This window comes from Pseudomonas sp. S35 (assembly GCF_009866765.1).
In the GTDB taxonomy this organism is placed as follows: domain Bacteria; phylum Pseudomonadota; class Gammaproteobacteria; order Pseudomonadales; family Pseudomonadaceae; genus Aquipseudomonas.
In genome coordinates this window covers 2,791,612-2,810,233 of record NZ_CP019431.1, presented here as the reverse complement: position 1 = coordinate 2,810,233, position 18,622 = coordinate 2,791,612, and the positions used below count along the sequence as shown (strand labels likewise).

Sequence of the window (18,622 nt, the reverse complement as noted above, 5' to 3'; positions counted from 1 at the left end):
CTCCTGGTGTATGAGGGTTAGCCGCAGAGCACTGCGGCGCGTACCGGGTCGATGGCCACCAGTGCCGCCAGCAAGGTTTCCATGCGCCGCGCCAAGCTGGGTTTGTCGGCGTCGTTGCGCTGGGCTTTCACGCGCAAGAGCTTGAGCAGGCGCGCCTTGACCTCGAAATTCAGCTCGGGCTCCCATTCGGCCAGGGCCTGGCGTTGCGCGGTGGCGTCCAGCTCCCCGAGTAGGTGGATGGCCAAGTCGCTCTTGCCATACTGTTCGGCGACCCGCGCCATCAGCAGGCGTAGCAGCCAGCGCTGGCGACCGGTGTGGATACCAGGGCGCGCAGCCAGCCAGGCGAGCGCCTGATCCACGCCGTCACTGTCAGCTTGGGCGATGGCCTCGCCTTCGAGCGACAGAACGTCGCCGTCGCCTGCCGCAGCAGCCACCGACGTGACGGGCAGCCACTGCTGGGGTTGGTTGCCGCTGACGTGCTGGGCAATCCATTCGCGGGTGGTTTCGTCGGCGAAGGGGCTGCCGTCGCTCCAACACAACACCTCAAGCCCCGGCAGGCGTTCGAGGAACATGCCCAAGTCATGCTTGGTGATATCGGCCCAGCGATCCTGGGGCGCAGCTTGCTTGCTCAAGGCCTGATACAGGTACCACTGCAGATCCAGCCAGAAATGGTTCACTCCTTCGGCGTAAATCCGCTCGACCTGATCGATCAACTCGGCCCAATTCTGTTGCAAGTACAAACGCTTGAGCTGTGCCCGATAGTCCCCTCTCGGCGGTGTCAGGCGCGTGTGGTTGTTCGCCTCTTGAGGCGGCGGCTGATGTACCGTGTCCCAGCGCAGGCTCTTCATCAGACGGTGAGCTGCCAGCCATCCCAAGGGTTGCTCACGCAGGTAGCCAGCCAGAGCCCGACCGCTGTCCAGCAGGTCGCGACCGGATTTGATCGGCATGCCGGGCGAGGCATTGGCTTGCACGGATGACACGTGGCTGGCGGTGTTCTGCGGCACCAGTGCCTCCGTCCCGCCGGACTGTGCCAGCCGCGCGGACAAGGCGCTATACATCGGTTCCAGGTTCGGCCGCTGCGCCTGAGGCCACGTATGCAAGCCATGCTCAAGCCAGGCAAGCGCCGCAGCGGTGCGCTCGGCTTCGGCCTTGACCACCTCCGGGTACAGCAGCAGTGTGTCCAGCACCTTGCTGCTGGCCAGCCATTCCAGGGCCATCTTGCGGCTTTGAGGGCGGGTCGGCAACACCGCGTCGGCAAAGCGCTCAATCAACGCCGCCAACAGGCTGAGGCCATCGGCCAACCCGACTTCGCCCTCCTTGTGCAAGCGCGCCCACAGGTAGTAAGTGGCAACGCGCAGGTCTTTGCAGCTGTGATGCAGTAGCTTTTGCGCCAGTTGGGCAACCTGCCCGGCATCGGCACCGGAGAGCTTGCTGACTTCCTCGCGCATGCGTTGGAAGTCATCGTCATAACCAGGGTCTTTGCCGACGGGAAACTCGGCGCTGATCGGTTGCAACCAGGGTTGCCAGTGGCCGGCATGTTCGTGGGCAACGCAGAGTGCATCGCGGGTGCCCAGGCAGCGGGTGATCAAGGTGCGCAGGCTCATGGGAAACTCCCGTTTTGTGCGTAGGCTGCCTGGCTGTCGGGCTCGCTGAGAAATATCTGCGCAGGCAATTTGAAGCCTCTTAACTTGAGCAACGCCAGCGGCCCTGCTTCCAACTCGGTGCGCAGGTGCCACGTCAGGCTTACGCCATCGGGCGCCTTGAGCAGCAGGCGATAGCGGCTGTCAGCGTCGTCCAGCGGCGCGACGTGGGCGTTTTCCAGCCAGCGGATCAGGCCCCAGGTACCGGGGTAATCGCCGAACAATCGCTCACCGGCATGCACACTGGTCCAGCTCAGGCTTACGCCGGGATAGTCGCTGTGGCCCGGCCATTGAAAACGCTGCCAGCTTTCCTTCTGGTTGAAATACTGATGCCGGTCGCCGTTGAGGATGAACGTGGTCTGCACCACATCACGCACGGCTTTGCCTTGCAGCTCGAAACTCAGGCCCATGCCGCCGTCGGTGTAGAGCACATCGGCAAGGTTGCTGAGCTGGTTGATGGCGCCGAGAAATTGCGGGTTGAAACGCAGGCCCTGGCTGTGGTGTGGATCGGCGACCCACTGGCTGCCCTCCTTGCGCAATACACCGCTCAGTTGCCGTTGCAGAAACTGCTCGATGCGCCCGGAGTCCGCGCGGATCATCTGCCCCAGCATCGGCAACGAGGCGTCGCTGGCCGTGGCTGCAAACGGGTAGCGGCTGGCGAAGGCCGCGTTCCACGGTTTGACGATGGAGCGCTGCCACTGGCTGTTCAGGCCGGCGGCGGACGGTTGCAAGACCCGCTGCCAGGCCTGTTCCAGCGGCTGCACGAACAGCGTCTGCGCCGCCCCGCTCCACTGCGCGCCCAGGCTGGCGGCCAGCAGGCTGCCGTAGGCTTGGGTGTCGGTCAGCTCAACACGGCGGCCTTGAAACACGGTTTGCGCCAGGGCCTGGGTCATCTCCAGCGGATCGGGTGCGGTGCTGACTTGCTGGAGTTTTAAGCGCACTCGCGTCACTTGGGTGAGGAATGCCTGGAGGCTCAGGCCGTCCGTGTTGTTCTTATCCAGCAGTGCCAACAACGGGCCGAAGGTCGCCACCAGCGGGCCCTTGATTTCGTGCACCGCAACCTTGTCCTGGCCGATCAGCTTGTGTGCGGATGCCACCAGGGAGTCAGCCAAGGCCTCGGTGCGAGTGCCAGCCTGCGCTTGATAGGCCACGGTATTGATCAGCGCAATCAGCGGCGATTGGCGCACATCGCTCATCAGCGTCAACTGGTCGATGGACTCGTCAAGGCTCGCGGCCGGCTGCCAGCGCAGACTGTTGAGCAGGTCCAGCCAAGCGCTGGCGTAGTCCTGGAAGTAGCGCTCGGTTAGCCTTTTGCGAAGCTGGTCGGGGCTCAATCGGGTGTCGATGTCGGCGGGTTGATCGCTGAGGACCCAGTCGATTTCCTCACGGCGGGCGTCGGCGATGTCATCGATCGCTCTGCGCACCTGGCCCTCCCAGGCCTGCCGGGAAAAGACGCCAGGCACGCTGGCATCGGTGGAGAACAGCGCGAAGGCATCGGTGTCGCCGACCAGTTGGTGCAGGTCCAGGGCCGGATAGTGAGTGGTGGTGTCATTGAGCAACTGTTGGTACAGGTTGGCCTCGGCATTGCGCTGGCCCAGTTGGCCCAGCAGGATCTGCCGCGCATGCGCGACCAGCCGCGTGTCAGGCTCGATGCGCCAGGCTGGGTTGGCGGCCAGGTGCTCGGCGTAGAATCGCCAAAGCGTGGGCGACTGGGTATGCCAAACACCTGGCTTAACACCTGGGCGGGAGGACTCAACGTTGCCCAGGGTTTTGACCAACAGATCGGCATCAGTTTTGTCCGGACGCGCCATCATCAGGTAGGCCTTGAGCGGGTCGTAGGCCTCACGGGCGCGCACGGCACGTTCGGGGTTGTCCGGGGCTAGCTTGACCAGCCCGTTGAGCTGCTGACGAAGAGCGGCGGCGGCCGGGTCGCGGATCAGGCGGTTGTTGGCCTCGACGTAGCGTGGCCACAGCGTTGCCAGCAGCGCGGGGTTTTGATTCAGACCGAAACGCTGATACCACGGCGCACCGTGTTGAACGCGATCATCCAAACGCGCCAATTCGCGGACCAGTTCGTTAAGGGCCAAGAGCTGTTCATCAGCATCGCAAGCGTGCTGCAAGGCCTCAATTGAGGCTTGCACCTGCTGGATCTGCGCGCGGTTGCTGATAAAAGACAACAGCAGCCCTGCGCTCCACAGCATGGCCACGCCGAGGGCCAGCGCATACCCGATTCGCGGCGCGCTCCAGCCGAATCGACGGTGGTTGAGGGGCTTGTCATCGAGAACACCCTGCCAGGCGGCATCCACCGGCCAGAAATGTTCGGGCATGTTGTTGATCGGCAACACCGGCAGACTGAACCACACCCCACGCAACGGCACACCCGCGGCCAACTCGCCGGCCAGGGGCGTCAGGGTGTGACGCCAACGGCCAATGCCCTCGCCCTGCATATCCCGCGACAAGCGCAGCAGGAAGTCATGGTTCATGACCTCGCTCATCTGCGCCAGGCCCTCGCGGCGCAACGGCGCAACTAGACGCGCCAGCGCATTTTCCAGCATCGCCGGCGTAAAGCGAGCAGGCAAATGGCAGCCGACCGGCTGCGTCTTGCGCCCGGCCTGAAGCCATTGGCTGTCGCAGACCTGCCACAGGTACAACGGCAATTGCCAGCCAAGGCGTTTGGCCAGGCGTTGCAACTGACGCACACCCGCGCCCATCGCCGCATCGTCGGCGGCCTGGGTTTTGTCCAGCGCCCAGACCACCCCGTCCAGCGCACGCCCGCGGCTCAGACCCTCCCAGCGCTCGGGGAATGATTGATCCAACGCCGCCTGGGCACTGCCGCCCCAGAGCAGAACGGTGCGTTGGCCTTCCAGCCAGAAGCGCTTGGTCAGGGTTGGGGCGACGGCTTCGATTTTTGTGGGTTCGCCGATGACCAGCAATAGGCGGGTTTTGGGGCGCCAGAAGAGGCCGTTGCGATGGCGCAAATGGGTACGCAGCTTGCCCACCTCTGGCGCATCTGGCGCATCTGGCGATTTCGATTCCGGGCCCAATGGCTGGGTCGGCACTTCAACGGCCAGGCTTACCATCCGCAGTGCCTGGCGAACCGCCAAACGGTCCCACGCCAGCAGAATGACCGGACACAACCAGCAGAGTGCGAACCACACCCCCAGGCTCAACAGCGCCAACTGCTTGATCGAAACCTTCGGCCAGCCCAAGTAATCGCTGCACAGGCCATACAGCAGGGCTCCCAGCAGCACCAGCAGCGTCATGATCAGCACATAGCCCAATCCCACGCGTACCAAAGAGCCTTTTCCAACGTCCTTAACGTTTGCCATAAGGCATCGCCACTCCCATCGCTAATCGCTTGGTTCCATCCTGGCTCAGCCAACCACATGGCTGACCAGCCTCCCCGGCTTGCAGCAATGCCAGGGACATCCCGATAAACGGCGTCAAATCCGCCAGCACGCCCCATTGCCCAGCCAACTGATGCTCGACCGCCGACCAGCCGCCAGCCAAAAATCCTTGCTGGCTGGTGCTATCCAAGGCCAGGCAATGAGTCGGCGGTGCATCCAACGCCGCATAACGCTGCACCTGCGCGCACACCTCGGCGGGCGACTCGCTTGCCAGGTATTCACCGCGATGCAACAACTGCCGCCCCTGCCAACTTACCCGCCAGGCAAAACCCGCCTCCCCTGGTAGATCTCCCTCTTCGGCGTGCGCCACCGACACCACACCGGCGCACAACAGCCAGTCGTCCTCGCCACGAAAATCGCGGTAGAAGGTATCGATCAGGTCATCCAGGTCGGCCAGGTTGTGCAAGGGCAAACGCGCCTCAGGCAATGCCACTTCCGCACGGGCCAACGTCTCCACGAACGCGGCATGGCTGCTCTCATCCCCTACCCAGGCAATCGCCCGAAGCTGCGGCCAACATTCGGACCGGTCCGGAAGCGCCAAGGTTAAACGCGCGAGATGCCGCGCCAGCGCCGTCTCACGTTCGGTGATCACGCTCAACGACAAGGGGCAGCGCAGCAGGGGCTGCGTGGTACCGGGTATCGAGCAAGGGATAGCCAGCGGGACGTCTTTCATCATGCTCAGGTAATGCGTTTGCACGTCGCCTGCCGGCCCCAGCAACACCACATCCTGCACCGGCAACCCCAGGCAACGTCGCCGCCACCACACCTCGGCAGCCGCTTGCCGTGTGCGCAAGTACACCTTGCGGTTGAACAGTTCGATCTGCCGCACCAGTACGCGCAGCGCCAACAACAGTGCCCAACCCAGCGGCAGCACCGCGCTCCAAAGCCAACGTTCCAGGTTCCGCTGCTCGTTGGGCCACAGGATCAACAGGACCGCCGATTGCAACCCAAACAGCAGCCCGAACCCCAGCCACCAGCGGCGCCAGCGCGGCTCGCTCGGCTCGATAAAATCCGGATATTCAGGAGGACGGTTCATGGCGCAACCGTCATCAAGCTGGCCGCTAGGCTGCTGACTAACTCGCAACCACAGGCACAACGATGACCGTGCAGCGCCACCGGTCTGCCGTCCATGGTGGAACCTGAAGCGCCTTCGGCGATGCGCGTCATGCCATGCAGATTGCAGCGGGCTTGATCATCCACGCAGGCCACCGGTTTACCGAAGGCTTCGTAATGCCCCTCCAGGACTTCGCCGCCAAAGGGCTGCAGCGCGTCACCCACGCGTATGAGAGGCAGCATCAGACCACCCCGCCATCGAGCTCGAACAAACTGCCGGCCTTGCGCAACATGGCGCTGGTCTGCTCGATGCGTTGCAGGTAATCATCCTGTGCAATCTGGCGTTTGAGCTCGGCCGCCACCTGACCCACATGGGCGGTCGGTTGCAGGAGTTGCTCGGCGCCCGGCAAGAACGGCAGCACCACGCCGCGTGCCTTGTCGATGACCTGATAACCGATGGTCGCCCCGCCGATACCGACAGCCAACCCACCCAGCCCACCCGCCACGCCTTTTCGCTTGATGCCGTATACCGTCGCTCCGGCCAGCATCGCCACACCCAGCACCCGGCCGGCCACCACCACTGGCGAGAGATCCCGACTGTTGTCGTTGCCGAAATAGGTCATGCGATAAAAGAAGTAACCCGCCCACATCTCCCGGGTTTTCAGTGTGTCGTACATGAACCATGCACGTGAGTCGTGTACCTGATCATCGAACAACGCCACCAGCAAGGCCATATCGGGATCAGCACTGGGCGTGCCTTGGCTGTCACGGAACAGCTGCTCACTGCGGCGCTTGCCCTCCGCGCTGAGGGCCGCGTGATCCTTGGTTTCATCATCCTCATTGAGCAGATAGACCGCATCGCGCAGCCACACATCGGTGACGGTACCGGCCAGGCTGGTTTGCTCACGTTTCCTGCCCAGGTAATCAGACTTGAACTCAGCCGCAGCCTGGCTGAGCTGGGTCTGATCGATCTGGGGTTCATAGATCGGTGGGCCGGGGAACTGAGGGTTAGTCACGCGTGCTTTCGCAGCGTTTACCTTGTTTTTTTCATATTGCTTGCGGTCCTCATTTTGCCGGTAAGGCGTCGCCTCGTTGGCCTGGGTGAAGAATGGCTGGCGCTTGAAACTGTCGTTGTCATCTTGCTCGTCATTGACATAACGACCAATGCGCCAGCCCGTGATCCAACCCAGTTGATCGGCCAGGGTTTCTTCTACAGTGGTGTTGAGACGTTGCGGGGTGTACTCCCACGGGGGGGTGTTGGTTGATTTTTCGGCAGCGATGCTTGGGAGGGTTTTGTTTCGCCAGGCGTTGAAGCGTTCGATTATGAGAGGGCTGATATCAAATTCCGTATTAGTCGCCTCAGACATAACGCGCCATAGCCGCTGAGTAAGCAGCGTCTTCGGCAATACGGCCTCAGGTACCTGCAACGGCGCACCCACCGCAAAAGCAGCGGCATACAAATCATGTAGGACAATCTGAGAAACCAACTGTTGGGTACCGCCACGGGCTTTACCCTGATCATTCTTCGGGTATCCGCCGCCCACGTCAGAATGTACGCCTGGGTAGACCACTTCATAAGTATTTTCCGGGTAGCTACCGTCCTCGTTACGGATAGAGTCCAACGGGAAACACGAGCGCTGTTCAAAGCCCGCGACAAAATGCCGACAACACTTGACCAACTTCGGAAAACGCTGCGCATCCGGCAGCAACTGGCTGTCATCAGCCCAATCCATATGCCCGGCAAAAAAAGGTGCCGCATGGGCAATGCCCACCGAGGCCACGGTGTCCAGTACGCCGAGAAACTCGACGCTGACGGGCAAACCGATCAGGCTTTGATCGGGCTGCGTTGCTCCAGGCGGGGTGTCGAACAACTGGCTCAACCAGGTCACAAAGGTACGGGCTTCGGCTGCTCCCCGTGAGAAGCCGTACACAAACAGTTTGACGCCCAGCACGCGAGGCTTGGCCAATTCCGTTTTGCCCTGCAACGTGGCTAAAAAACTGTTTATCGTCCGTCGGCGATTACCCCGCCCCAGCGCACTCATCAGCGGAGCCTTCCAAGTGCTCATGGCGTCGACCATGGTTTTGGCAACGGCGTTATCTATTTCTTTTTTATTGTTAAGTGCAAATGACAGTGCGCTGGCTACCTGCACCAATGCCCAATTGATGCGATCTTCACCACCTGTGGCATATTGAAGCCCGCTTTCGCTGTAGTCCAACTCGCCAATTTCGGGAAAAGGGGTGCCGACACCTGGCATGTAATAAGAAAAATAACCTGACATCATGGCCTCATCATCTTGAATTGATGCGTGATAGAGCTTGGCGATATTGCTCGGATGATTTTTCTTGGTATCGTTTTCATCATTATTATTAGTACCATCAAAAAAAAGACTAATATGCAAGCTATGACAGCATTCAGAATGTCGCCTTTGACCTCTTGCATTAACACCTTGACGAAAAAAATTTTCCTCACGAGTTTGCTTCTCGTAGTTATCAGACACGACCAGCATTCTCGTCGGAAAACGGCCACCCAATGGAAAACCAGGAGGAACCCAAACACTACTATTGGGCTCTTTTTTTATTGTGGACATATAGAGGGCTCCTTCATTTGCTTAGGTTCTTTAATTGGGTTTTTCGGTGAACCATAACCCCAACAAGAAGTTGTGACTTTAATCTGATTACAAACCAAAAAATGCACTTTTAAACCACAAGACTCAGTACCCGACCACTCAGGAATATCAACTACAACTTTATTGCGTCGATAATTATCTTTGTGTTTAGCTTGAGCGGCTCGATAACCATCCGTTCCTAACGGGGGCCATTTTGAATATGCAAAAGGATCCGGATCAACCTCCCACTCGACATAGGCTTTTAACCCAGGCCGCCATTTAATCGGCATAACAATGCAGCATGAACTTCCACCACCACCATGCGCCCTATAGCCATTGACCGAAAACCAATTAATTGCGCCCAACGTGTGGTTAACTGCCCGTATATTCCCTCCCGCCATTTCATTATCGGCAGAAGAACATCCAAACAACGCCAGTCCAAAAAAGGCGTACACACCCAGTCTTATAACCTTCATAATCATTAGCCTTACTAATCTGCCACCCTCTAAATCCAACGCAAACGCCATGAAAAAGCCCTCTAGCAAAAAATTCTTTTCATGCTCTCTACAAAACAACACAAACCTTCATCATCTACACTCCTTAGGCACCACCGCCAACCAGAAAAACCACTTCTTACAATCGAATTGAATCTTAATTTTTACATACGGCCGGCTCCTTCATTTGCTTAGGTTCTTTGATTGGATTATTGGGCGAACCATACCCCCAACAAGAAGTTGTGACTTTGATCTGATTACAAACCAAAAAATGCACTTTCAAACCACAAGACTCAGTACCTGACCACTCTGGAATGTCCACTACGGCACTGTGCCGACGGTAGTTTGCTTGATGCTTCTGCATAAACAATCTAAATTCGTCTGTCCCTAAAGGCGGCGAAGGAGCAAATGGATCCGGATCAACCTCCCACTCGATATGGGCTTTTAACCCAGGCCGCCATTTAATCGGCATAACAATGCAGCATGAACTTCCCCCACCACCATGTGCCCTATAGCCATTGACAGAAAACCAATTAATTGCGCCCAACGTGTGGTTAACTGCCCGTATATTCCCTCCCGCCATTTCATTATCGGCAGAGGAACATCCGAGTAACGACACTCCCAAAAACCCGTACAGACTTCGCAACAGCATCCTTCTTATTGATAAACCCATAACCTGAAACCTCCGCTGCGCAAGAAAATTTATCGCCCTTGTACGTTGCATCGCCTCACAACCCGTAATTACTTCCACCCGAACAGAACGACACATCAAGATCCCGACTTCTGAGTTCAGCCTCATCCGGACCACCCTCGTTGCGGCAATACTTATCGCGAAAATAACTATTGAGTTCCCGCTCCCATGCAAGCTTGTTTTGATGGTCGCTATACAACATCACGGTATCGACCACAAAATCTGCCGGCATGCTGAGCAACGTAGCAAAAGGGCACACCACACCTAGATAACAAAACATGGGAGTATAGTCGTAGCCACCGCGCCCCTTCAATGTAAGCAGCCGCCAGTCATATTGAACGCCGAGGTAGTAATAGCCCGACTGCCCATAAGATTTAGACTGCTCACCTCGTTCCATGAGTGTTCCGCAGCCAGCAACAGTGGTTAGCAGGCCAAACAATATGATCAACGCCAACCGTTTAAGCACACCCACCTCTTGCCTGGTAAAGAATTCAGCATTCCGAATACGCTGTGTATCCGATGGTATGGATTTGAATCTCACAATTTCCCCCTTACGTATTCAGTTAAATCACCAAAATAATTGTCCTCATTTGCTTGCACGATAAACGCGTACAAAGTGGCGAAACTTGATTCCTGGCTTGTTTCCAAGTGATCAAAATTCCCACCCACCAGCAGGTTCTGCGCATCACTGATACAACCGATCAAATCGCATTGCTGATCACTGAGGTCCATGGCCGAGCCAACTTGAACATGCTCCTCGTGCATCTGGCAGTTACCTTGCAGCCAATGCGGCTGCTCGTCCCTGTCCAGCCAGCCCCAATAGCTCGCGAGCCTTAAGTATTCAGCACGTTGCTCATGCGTGAGGATCCGGTTCATTAACAACGGAAAGATGCGCGGGTCGTAATAACGCAACAGACCCGCCTGACCACCCCACTTGATTTGCAAGAGGACTTGTAGAGCACGGCTCAGGGCATCAAACGATAACGGTGAGATCAGCACCAGCAAGCGAGCATCCGTGGCGCACCGGGTTATCAGCTCTTCAAACCAGGCTTTATGTTTCCACTGCGCAAGATCCAAGCGCATTAACAAAGGCGCCTGCTCCAGGAGTTTTTCTTCCGGCGTGCCGCTGAACAATGAGAACCATGGAACGTCTGGTCTCAGCATTTTCATCGCAGGGATAGCGCAGTTGTCCCAGGCGGTTTGGTCGAGCAATACGTCAACGTGTTGTATGCCGACTCTGGCACCTACCCGCTCGATCTGTTCTTGCCATTCTGTTGGCGTTGCCATCTTCATGCCCCCTCTCAATCTTCGCGCATCAGTAAACCGGCGGCCTTGTTGCGCGCCCGTTCAAGGCACTCCTGGCAGACCGACCGCGGTAATTCAGGCATCGGAAAACGCTGGCTCGCCGGTTTTTCCCAGACGTGCTGTCCCTTGAGGTTGAGCTGGCCGGGGCTATGGATATCGATGGCGCCACTGGCTGTGATGCGGATATAACCCCCACCACACCCCAGGGTGATGCCATTCTTGGCCGTCAATTGCAGGTGACCTTGCACGGTCTGCAGGGTGATATCGTGCTGGGCGATCAGCTTCATCACGTCGCCGTGGGATTCGATTTCCAGGGGGCCCTTTCCGGAAACCAGGCGCATGCCTTCTTGCTGGGCCAATAGCGAGATGGCCTGGTTCGCGTGTATAGACAGGCGTTCGGCAGCGGCCAGGTTGATCTCGTCGTCACTTTGCACGTAGAGCGCTTCACCGCTTTTGAGCAGCAGGCTCGCAGGCGTCACCGCGCCAATGCCGTTGGGAGCGCTGAGCAGCATGGCCGGAGCGCGCAAATCTTTTGCATCGGCCTGAAACTGGTCCAGGCCCTCGGTGTTGGGGCGGCGGCTGTGGTGGGCCTGGGCAATTGTCTGCCATTCGGCCAGCTGTGCTTTCGCACCTTGGACGAGGGCAGTGGCCGGCTCCATGCTCAGTACATCACCCATGGCTTTCGCCTGTTCATCAGCACTGATAAACACCCCCTTGCCCCCCCGAATCGCGCCCCAACCATCGCTGCGCAGCTCAAACCCCTCCCCGCGCTTTTTCCTCTTGCCATCCACCAAATGCCCAAGATTCAGCTGGCTCTTGCCACTGTGCTCGGTACTGAGCTTGATGTGCTCCTGGCCCCGTGTGTCGTCCAGGCGCAGTTTGTTATTGGTTGGGGTGCGCAGGACGTTGCGTTTGTAGTTGCGCAAGGTCACGTGGTCGACGTGCTGGCTGTCGTGCAGGGCGTGGGCGATGTAGGGGCGGTCGGGGTCGCCTTGTTCGAAGGCCACCGCCACTTCGGTGCCGGCGATCAGCGGCAGGTGCAGGCCGTGGGTGTCTCCGGCGTAGGGCCGGGCCAGGCGCAGCCAGAGGCTTTCCTGGCCGAGCGTCCAGCTGTCGCGGTCGAACAGGAAGTTCACTCGATAGCGCCCTTCCAGGTCGATATGGGCGTAGGGGTCGTTGGCCTGGTTGCTGGTTACGCGGGCGGGGATAGTGCCGGCGATCAGGGGTTTGTTCTTGAGCTCTGGACGAAAGCACACGCTTTGCGAATAAGGGATGGCCTCGAAGGTGGCGATGAAGCTGCTGTCACGGGCGGCGACGGTGGTCAGGCCGGTAATGACCGCCCCTGGCTTGAAGGCCTGGGGCGCGCCGCCGGTGACTTTGAGCACCTGGCCTGGCGCCAGGGTGGCGCTGCTGGTGATGCCGCCGAGGTGGGTCTGAGCGTTGAGGTAGCGCTCGTGGCGCAGGCGTGCGTAGAAGTAGCCGCTTTCGCTGAGCAGGTCTTCGTCCTGATCCAGCCGGTCGCCGAGCGCTGTGTAGGGTTCGGCGTAGTGGTAGGCCTCGCCGTAGGTGGTTTTGGCGCCGCGGGTCTGGTCAATCTCGCCGCTCAGGTGCGCGTGGGCTTCGCGGTGGTGGTAGGCGCGAACATGCACTTGTTGCTCGACCACCTGGTGGTTCGATTGCAGGTTCCACACGCCGTCCTGGGCAGTGCTGCTAAGGCCCGATTGCGGGCGGTAGGGCAGTTCGACGTTGAACTGGTACAAGCGTTGGTCGTCGCAGAACTCAACCACATCGATGCCCAGGCGTTCATCGCTGCTGAAGCGGTACCAGATGCCCACCTCGGCCAGCAGGCGGGTGATGAACGCCAGGTCGCTTTCGCCGTATTGCATGACCTGTTCGCGCTTGGGGTAGTCGCGTTTGAGGCTGAACAGAAAGTCCTGGCCTTCAAAGTCGTGGCGGCTACGCAGGATGCTGTCGACGATCTGCGGCACCGATTGGTGCTGGTAGATGCGGAACTGGCGGCCGCGTGCGAGCAGGGCCAGGCGGGGCTGCAAGGTGATTGCATAACTGGCCTGGTCGTTGGAGCCGCACTGACGTTTGAAACCGGTGACCACGCCGCGCAGGGTACGCAGGGGTTTTATGGGGGGCGGCGTTATCCCCAGCAAGGGCAGTTTTTGTGCCGGGGCGTGCAGGCTGAAGCAGGCGTTCCGGCCGAGCAGGGTTTCGGCGGCGAGGTCGCGCTCGGTGCTGGTGAATTCGATGTGGTAGGCGAAGGGTTCGCTTAGCCGTTCCTGGCTGTTGAAGGCCAGGACGTCTAGGTGGGCGTTGACGTTGCGAACGCTCAGGGTGTGGCGGCTGTGGTCGAAGAAAGTCAGCATGTTCACACCTGCGAGGCGACGGACTGAACCGTGTCGTGAAGGTCGTCGAAGTGCAGGCTGATACCGTCTTCGGCGCTATAACCGAAGCGCACCCCCTGGGTGCATTGCTGGGCTGCTCGACGCTCCAACAGTTGCTGGCTGAGTACCGGCAGGATCTGCTCGTTGAGCAGGCTGTCGATGTTGCGTGCGCCCGAATCAGGCAGCAGGCAGGCGGCAACCAGCGCGTCATTCAGGGCGTCATCGATCTGGCAATCCAGGCCGTAATGGCGTTGCAGGCGTTTGGCGACCTGGGCCAGCTTGATGGCCACGATGCGCTTGAGTGCATCAGCTTGCAGCGGGCGATAGATGAGGGTCTGGAAGCGCGCCAGCAGCGCAGGTTGGAAGTGGTCGCTCAGGATCGGCCGCAGGCGTTCGTGCAGCATGCTGTCCGGTGCGTCGGGTTGCGCCTGCACACAGCTGTGCAACAGGTCGCTGCCGAGGTTGGAGGTCATGAGAATAACGGTGTTGCGAAAGTCGATCTCGCGGCCTTCACCATCACGCATGAAGCCGCGATCAAAGACCTGATAAAACAGGTTGAGTACGTCGCGATGAGCCTTTTCCACTTCGTCGAGCAGCACGACGCTGTAGGGTCGTTGCCTTACCGCTTCGGTTAAGACCCCGCCTTGACCATAACCGACGTAGCCCGGTGGCGAGCCTTTGAGCTGGCTGACGGTGTGGGCTTCCTGGTACTCGGAAAAGTTGAGGGTGATCAGCGATTTTTCGCCTCCGAACAGGCTGTCGGCCAAGGCTAGGGCCGTTTCGGTCTTGCCTACGCCGCTGGTGCCGACCAGCAGGAACACACCCAGCGGCGCCTTGTCATCGGTGAGCCCGGTTTTGGCCGCTCGCAGGCGCTGTGCCATGACGCCCAGTGCCGAAGCTTGCCCGATCACACGTTCTGCGAGTCGCTGTTCCAACATCAGCAGGTTGGCCTGTTCGTCCTTGAGCAGACTACCCAGCGGCACGCCGGTCCAGTCGGCGATCACGTGCGCCACGCTGCGTGCGTCCACATCCAGCGACAGCAGCGGCTGGTTGCCCTGGATCTCGCTCAATTGCCGTTGCAGGTGCGCGCAGGTCTCGTGCTGCGGTGGCTGCGCCTGGCGCGCATCTATCAGTTGTTGGGTGAGGTCGAGTTCCTGTCGGTATTGCTGCTCCAGATCGAAGTACTGGCGTTGCAGGTCGGCGTGTTGTGCGGCAATCACCGCCAGGCGTTCATCTGCCTCCTGGCCGCCCAGTCGCTGATCCTGTTCCAGCGCTTGCCCCTCCAGTTCCAGGGCCACTTGCCGGGCGCTCAGGTGGGCCAACGCCGGCGGTTCGCAGTCCAGGCTCATGCGTACGCGGGCGCTGGCGGTGTCCAGCAGGTCGACCGCTTTGTCGGGCAGTTGCCGGCCGGTCAGGTAGCGTCGCGACAGACTGACAGCTGCCTGCACCGCCGCATCCTGGATATGCACACCATGATGGTTGGCGTAGCGCGCCTTGAGGCCTCGTAGCATCAGGCAAGCATTCGTGTCATCCGGCTCATCGACCTTGACCCTTTGGAAGCGCCGTTCCAGCGCGGCGTCGCGCTCGAAATACTGTTTGTATTCGCTCCAGGTGGTCGCGGCGATGGTGCGCAATTCGCCACGGGCCAGGGCCGGCTTGAGCAGGTTGGCGGCGTCGGCGCCACCTGCCTGGTTGCCAGCGCCGATCAGGGTATGGGCCTCATCGATAAACAACAGCACCGGTCTTTCGGATTGCTGTACGGCATCGATCACGTTTTTCAGGCGTTGTTCGAACTCGCCCTTTACCCCTGCCCCGGCTTGCAACAGGCCCAGGTCAAGGGTGCGCACACTGACCGACTTGAGGCTGTCCGGCACCCTGCCCTGGGCAATGCTCAAGGCCAGGCCTTCAACCAGTGCAGTTTTGCCGACGCCAGGCTCGCCCACCAGAATGGGATTGTTCTTGCGCCGACGACTGAGGATGTCGATGACCTGGCGAATTTCGTCGTCGCGGCCAAATACCGGGTCGATCTTCCCTCGCGCCGCCTGGGCAGTGAGGTTGTGGGTGAATCGGTCCAGCACTGTTTGCAACGTATCATTTGGGCTGACACAGGGCGGGAGTATGGCGAGCTCGCCGGAGGGGTCAGCGGCACTGCCCGATGGGGCAGGCACTTGCAGTTTTGGACATTCCTCGGACGTGTGATCCAACAGTCCCGAGAGACGCTGCAGTTGGACCTGGCTGAGGCTGAGCAAAGGCCATGCGGCCTCACACGCCAACAGGCCAGGTGTTTCCATCAACGCCCCCAGAAGATGTACTGAGCGCAGGCTGTCGTTGGTGTCGTCCAGCGAGGCGAGCACCCAGGCATTTCTGATCAGTTGCTGCAGCGGCTCCGACAACTGCGGTTTGCTCTGCACACTGCGCGGCAGCTGATCAATATGTTCGAGCAACCCATACCACAGCGCCTCCAGATTCCACTCGTAGCGACGGGCTATCACCGTCAGGTCACCGTCCCCCTGGCCCAGCAGCTTGAGCAGCCAATGCTCAACGGTGATCTGCGCATGTGCACGGTTCTGGCACAACGAAGCCGCTGCACTCAATGCCTGTGCACAGTAGGGATTGAGACGGCGAAGCAAGCGGGTGGAGTTGGGGGCCATACGGTTGCATCCTTATTCGAAGAGTCATCAATAAATGGCGTCTGGCATCGATGGGATTGGCTGCACGTCCACGAACGGACGCTCAACCCAGCACACCGGGAGCCGGCAGGCGATACCCCGCCTGCCGCTCCATGCGTATCAAGCGCTTTGGCGTTCGTTCCAGGAATCGGAGTGGATGATGTTGCCGTCCTTGTAGGTCCAGGTGACCTTCTCGTAGCGCAACTCAATCTGTTCCAAGTGGTTGTGTTTCTCTTTGCTCGGGTCTTTGACGTCGTGCATTTTCGGCGCGACTTTCACCACCTTGACGTTCTCCAGCTTGGTGATGAAGTACTCGACTTCCTGCCCGGCGTCGTCGATGCGGTACCACTTGAACTCGGCGCTCTTGAGGGTTTGCCCGGTGGTCACGGCCTTGTAGAAGTAGGGGCTGGACGCATCGATCTCCTTGGTGAACAAAAAGGGGGTGTGAACCCGCGCGCCGGTCAGCTTCCCGGTGTTGTTGTCGGTGGGGATGTACAGGCTGTGGTCCTGGGCGACCACCTCGATACTGCCCACACGCTTATCGACATTCACCGAGCCTTTGATTTCGGCACCACCATCGTCTTGCAGCCAGAGGTAAACGGGAATTGCCATGTGAAGCTCCTTTTCTCGGAAAATTAAACGTCGCGGGATGCGACAGGGGGTTGTCTGCCCGGACCAGGAGTGGCGAGCTCGCAGGCCCCCGCCTCTGGTACCAGGCGGATATCGACGCGGCGATTGGCGGCACGCCCCGCCTCGGTGTCATTACTCGCTATCGGATGAGTGGCGCCGAAACCCTGCACTGCAAAGCAACTGGCGGGGATGCCCCCCATGTGCTGCATCCAGGCATGCACGGCGGCGGCGCGGGCGTGGGAAAGCCGAAGGTTTTTTTCGGAATCGCCGGTGGCATCGGTGTGCCCCGCGATAACGATCAGCCAACCTGGCTGAGCCTTGATATCGACCAGCGCTTTGATCAGGACGTGGGTCGAGCCCGGTTTGAGCTGGGCACTGCCGGGAGCGAACAACGACAGGCTGTCCAGCCGTACTGCACTGGCGCTCCGCTCGGGTTTTCCAGCCGGTGGCGGCTCACTGTGAGCAGCCAGCACGGCCTGGAGCGGTGCGCGCAACTGCTCGCCGCGATACAGGCCCAAGCCAAATGCCAGGGGCACGCCGTGTCGGTAGTAAGCGTCCAGGCGCTGGGCGTGCTGGCGGAGCACGCTCACCGCATTTTCACGCCAAAGAAACTCACGTTGATGACGTTGGGTCGGCTGGGGGATAGCCGAATAGCGCCGCAGGTCATCACTGATCTGGCGCGCCAACAGAGTGTTCTGCCAAGCCGAACTGGCCAGAGCGATGACGACTGCGCCGGTGAACAACCACAGCGCAACCACGCTAGCGCGTTGCAGTGGGGTGCGTAGCGGACGCAGTGCAAGCAAGTTGAGCACTGGATCGGGAAATGGCAACAGCACATCCGCCGTGACCTGCCGGTTACCCGCAAGCGCCACCCTGCTGCGCAACCATTGCTGCCACAGGCCTCCTGGGACCGCCTGGGGCAGTGACGCCATCAGCTTGATCGCACACGTCGTTGCCAAGCAATTGCGCGAGTTGCGAATAACGAGGTAGGGCAGCACCGCTTCATTCAACCAGGCCACAGCGCTGTTCAGCTGTACGCTCGCATGCATCCGTGCAGCCTGTACGGACATATCGGCGCGCTGCCGCTGCCATTCATCCAAACCGACACATGCACCGGCGTTACGGACACGGACTTCGGCGTGGCCGTTGTCCCAACAGAACCATGGTTCCTCACCCTGCAAGGTTTGCAGGTAGCTCGCCAGCAACAGCGGCAGCGCAATGCCACGCTTGCGAGCCTGGGCAAGCTGATGGCTGAAACCGCGCACCTTGCCGGCGAGGACTGCGCCGTCACTGTGAACGCCTGGACTGACGATAAACATCACGCCCAGTTGCCCGGCCCACCCCGGACGCAGCGCCAACAGCCCGTCGGTGACGGCTGGCAGTTGCTCCACGTTCGGTACACGCACATAGCAACCCAAGGCCGTAACCCGCAGGGCCAGTTGCTCGGCCGGGATCTCACCGAACAGATTGTCCAGGCAGTCTCCGCAGACCAGTACCACTGGGTAACGAAACGACGTCGCAGGCAATGCCATGTTATCGGCCAACCTGAACGACCCAGGCGGGCGCTCGGCCCGGCGGTTCTGCGACACCCACGCCCAGGCGACACAACACACCGCGATCAACACCCCGAGTGCACGCGCCCACAGCGCAAGCGGAATGACGACCAGTAAAGCGAAGGCCAATAAGCCCGCCCACAGGTAAAGGATTCGATACAGGTTGGAGGTCATCGTGCCC

At 59.8% G+C, this 18,622-nt stretch carries 13 protein-coding genes; all 13 read right to left on the bottom strand.

Annotation, left to right across the window (positions count from 1 at the left end):
• Positions 1–17 precede the first annotated feature (17 nt).
• A complete protein-coding gene (tssA, locus tag PspS35_RS12580; RefSeq protein WP_159934900.1) occupies positions 18–1,604 on the bottom strand; it encodes a type VI secretion system protein TssA in 1,587 nt (528 codons plus the stop codon).
• Positions 1,601–4,969, bottom strand: a complete 3,369-nt coding sequence (locus PspS35_RS12575) for an ImcF-related family protein (protein ID WP_238786038.1) — start codon at positions 4,967–4,969, stop codon at positions 1,601–1,603. The genes tssA and PspS35_RS12575 overlap by 4 nt, the downstream gene beginning before the upstream one ends.
• A complete protein-coding gene (locus PspS35_RS12570; protein ID WP_238786037.1) occupies positions 4,956–6,083 on the bottom strand; it encodes a hypothetical protein in 1,128 nt (375 codons plus the stop codon). The genes PspS35_RS12575 and PspS35_RS12570 overlap by 14 nt, the downstream gene beginning before the upstream one ends.
• Positions 6,080–6,343, bottom strand: a complete 264-nt coding sequence (locus tag PspS35_RS12565) for a PAAR domain-containing protein (protein ID WP_159934898.1) — start codon at positions 6,341–6,343, stop codon at positions 6,080–6,082. The genes PspS35_RS12570 and PspS35_RS12565 overlap by 4 nt, the downstream gene beginning before the upstream one ends.
• Positions 6,343–8,688, bottom strand: coding sequence for a DUF2235 domain-containing protein (locus PspS35_RS12560; protein WP_159934896.1), 2,346 nt, complete (start codon positions 8,686–8,688; stop codon positions 6,343–6,345). The genes PspS35_RS12565 and PspS35_RS12560 overlap by 1 nt, the downstream gene beginning before the upstream one ends.
• Entirely contained in the window at positions 8,676–9,182 is a 507-nt protein-coding gene (locus PspS35_RS12555) for a DUF3304 domain-containing protein (RefSeq protein WP_159938037.1), read from the bottom strand. Before PspS35_RS12555 ends, PspS35_RS12560 begins: the two co-directional genes overlap by 13 nt.
• A gap of 175 nt (positions 9,183–9,357) precedes the next feature.
• Positions 9,358–9,873: a DUF3304 domain-containing protein gene (locus PspS35_RS12550; RefSeq protein ID WP_159934894.1), complete on the bottom strand. Its 516-nt coding sequence runs from the start codon at positions 9,871–9,873 to the stop codon at positions 9,358–9,360.
• A 55-nt stretch (positions 9,874–9,928) separates the two neighbouring features.
• The gene (locus tag PspS35_RS12545) at positions 9,929–10,357 is read right to left on the bottom strand and encodes a YceK/YidQ family lipoprotein (RefSeq protein WP_159934892.1); all 429 of its coding nucleotides are present in this window, start codon (positions 10,355–10,357) and stop codon (positions 9,929–9,931) included.
• 71 nt (positions 10,358–10,428) lie between these two features.
• The gene (locus PspS35_RS12540; protein ID WP_159934890.1) at positions 10,429–11,184 is read right to left on the bottom strand and encodes a DUF4123 domain-containing protein; all 756 of its coding nucleotides are present in this window, start codon (positions 11,182–11,184) and stop codon (positions 10,429–10,431) included.
• Positions 11,185–11,192: 8 nt separating this feature from the next.
• On the bottom strand, positions 11,193–13,571 hold the full coding sequence (gene vgrG, locus PspS35_RS12535; protein WP_159934888.1) for a type VI secretion system Vgr family protein: 2,379 nt from the start codon (positions 13,569–13,571) through the stop codon (positions 11,193–11,195).
• 2 nt (positions 13,572–13,573) lie between these two features.
• Positions 13,574–16,240 carry a type VI secretion system ATPase TssH gene (gene tssH, locus PspS35_RS12530; protein WP_159934886.1) on the bottom strand — a complete coding sequence of 889 codons (2,667 nt, stop codon included), beginning with the start codon at positions 16,238–16,240 and terminating at the stop codon, positions 13,574–13,576.
• A gap of 138 nt (positions 16,241–16,378) precedes the next feature.
• Entirely contained in the window at positions 16,379–16,870 is a 492-nt protein-coding gene (locus PspS35_RS12525) for an Hcp family type VI secretion system effector (RefSeq protein WP_159934884.1), read from the bottom strand.
• Between the two features lie 23 nt (positions 16,871–16,893).
• A complete protein-coding gene (locus PspS35_RS12520; protein ID WP_159934882.1) occupies positions 16,894–18,615 on the bottom strand; it encodes an OmpA family protein in 1,722 nt (573 codons plus the stop codon).
• Between the last annotated feature and the right edge of the window lie 7 nt (positions 18,616–18,622).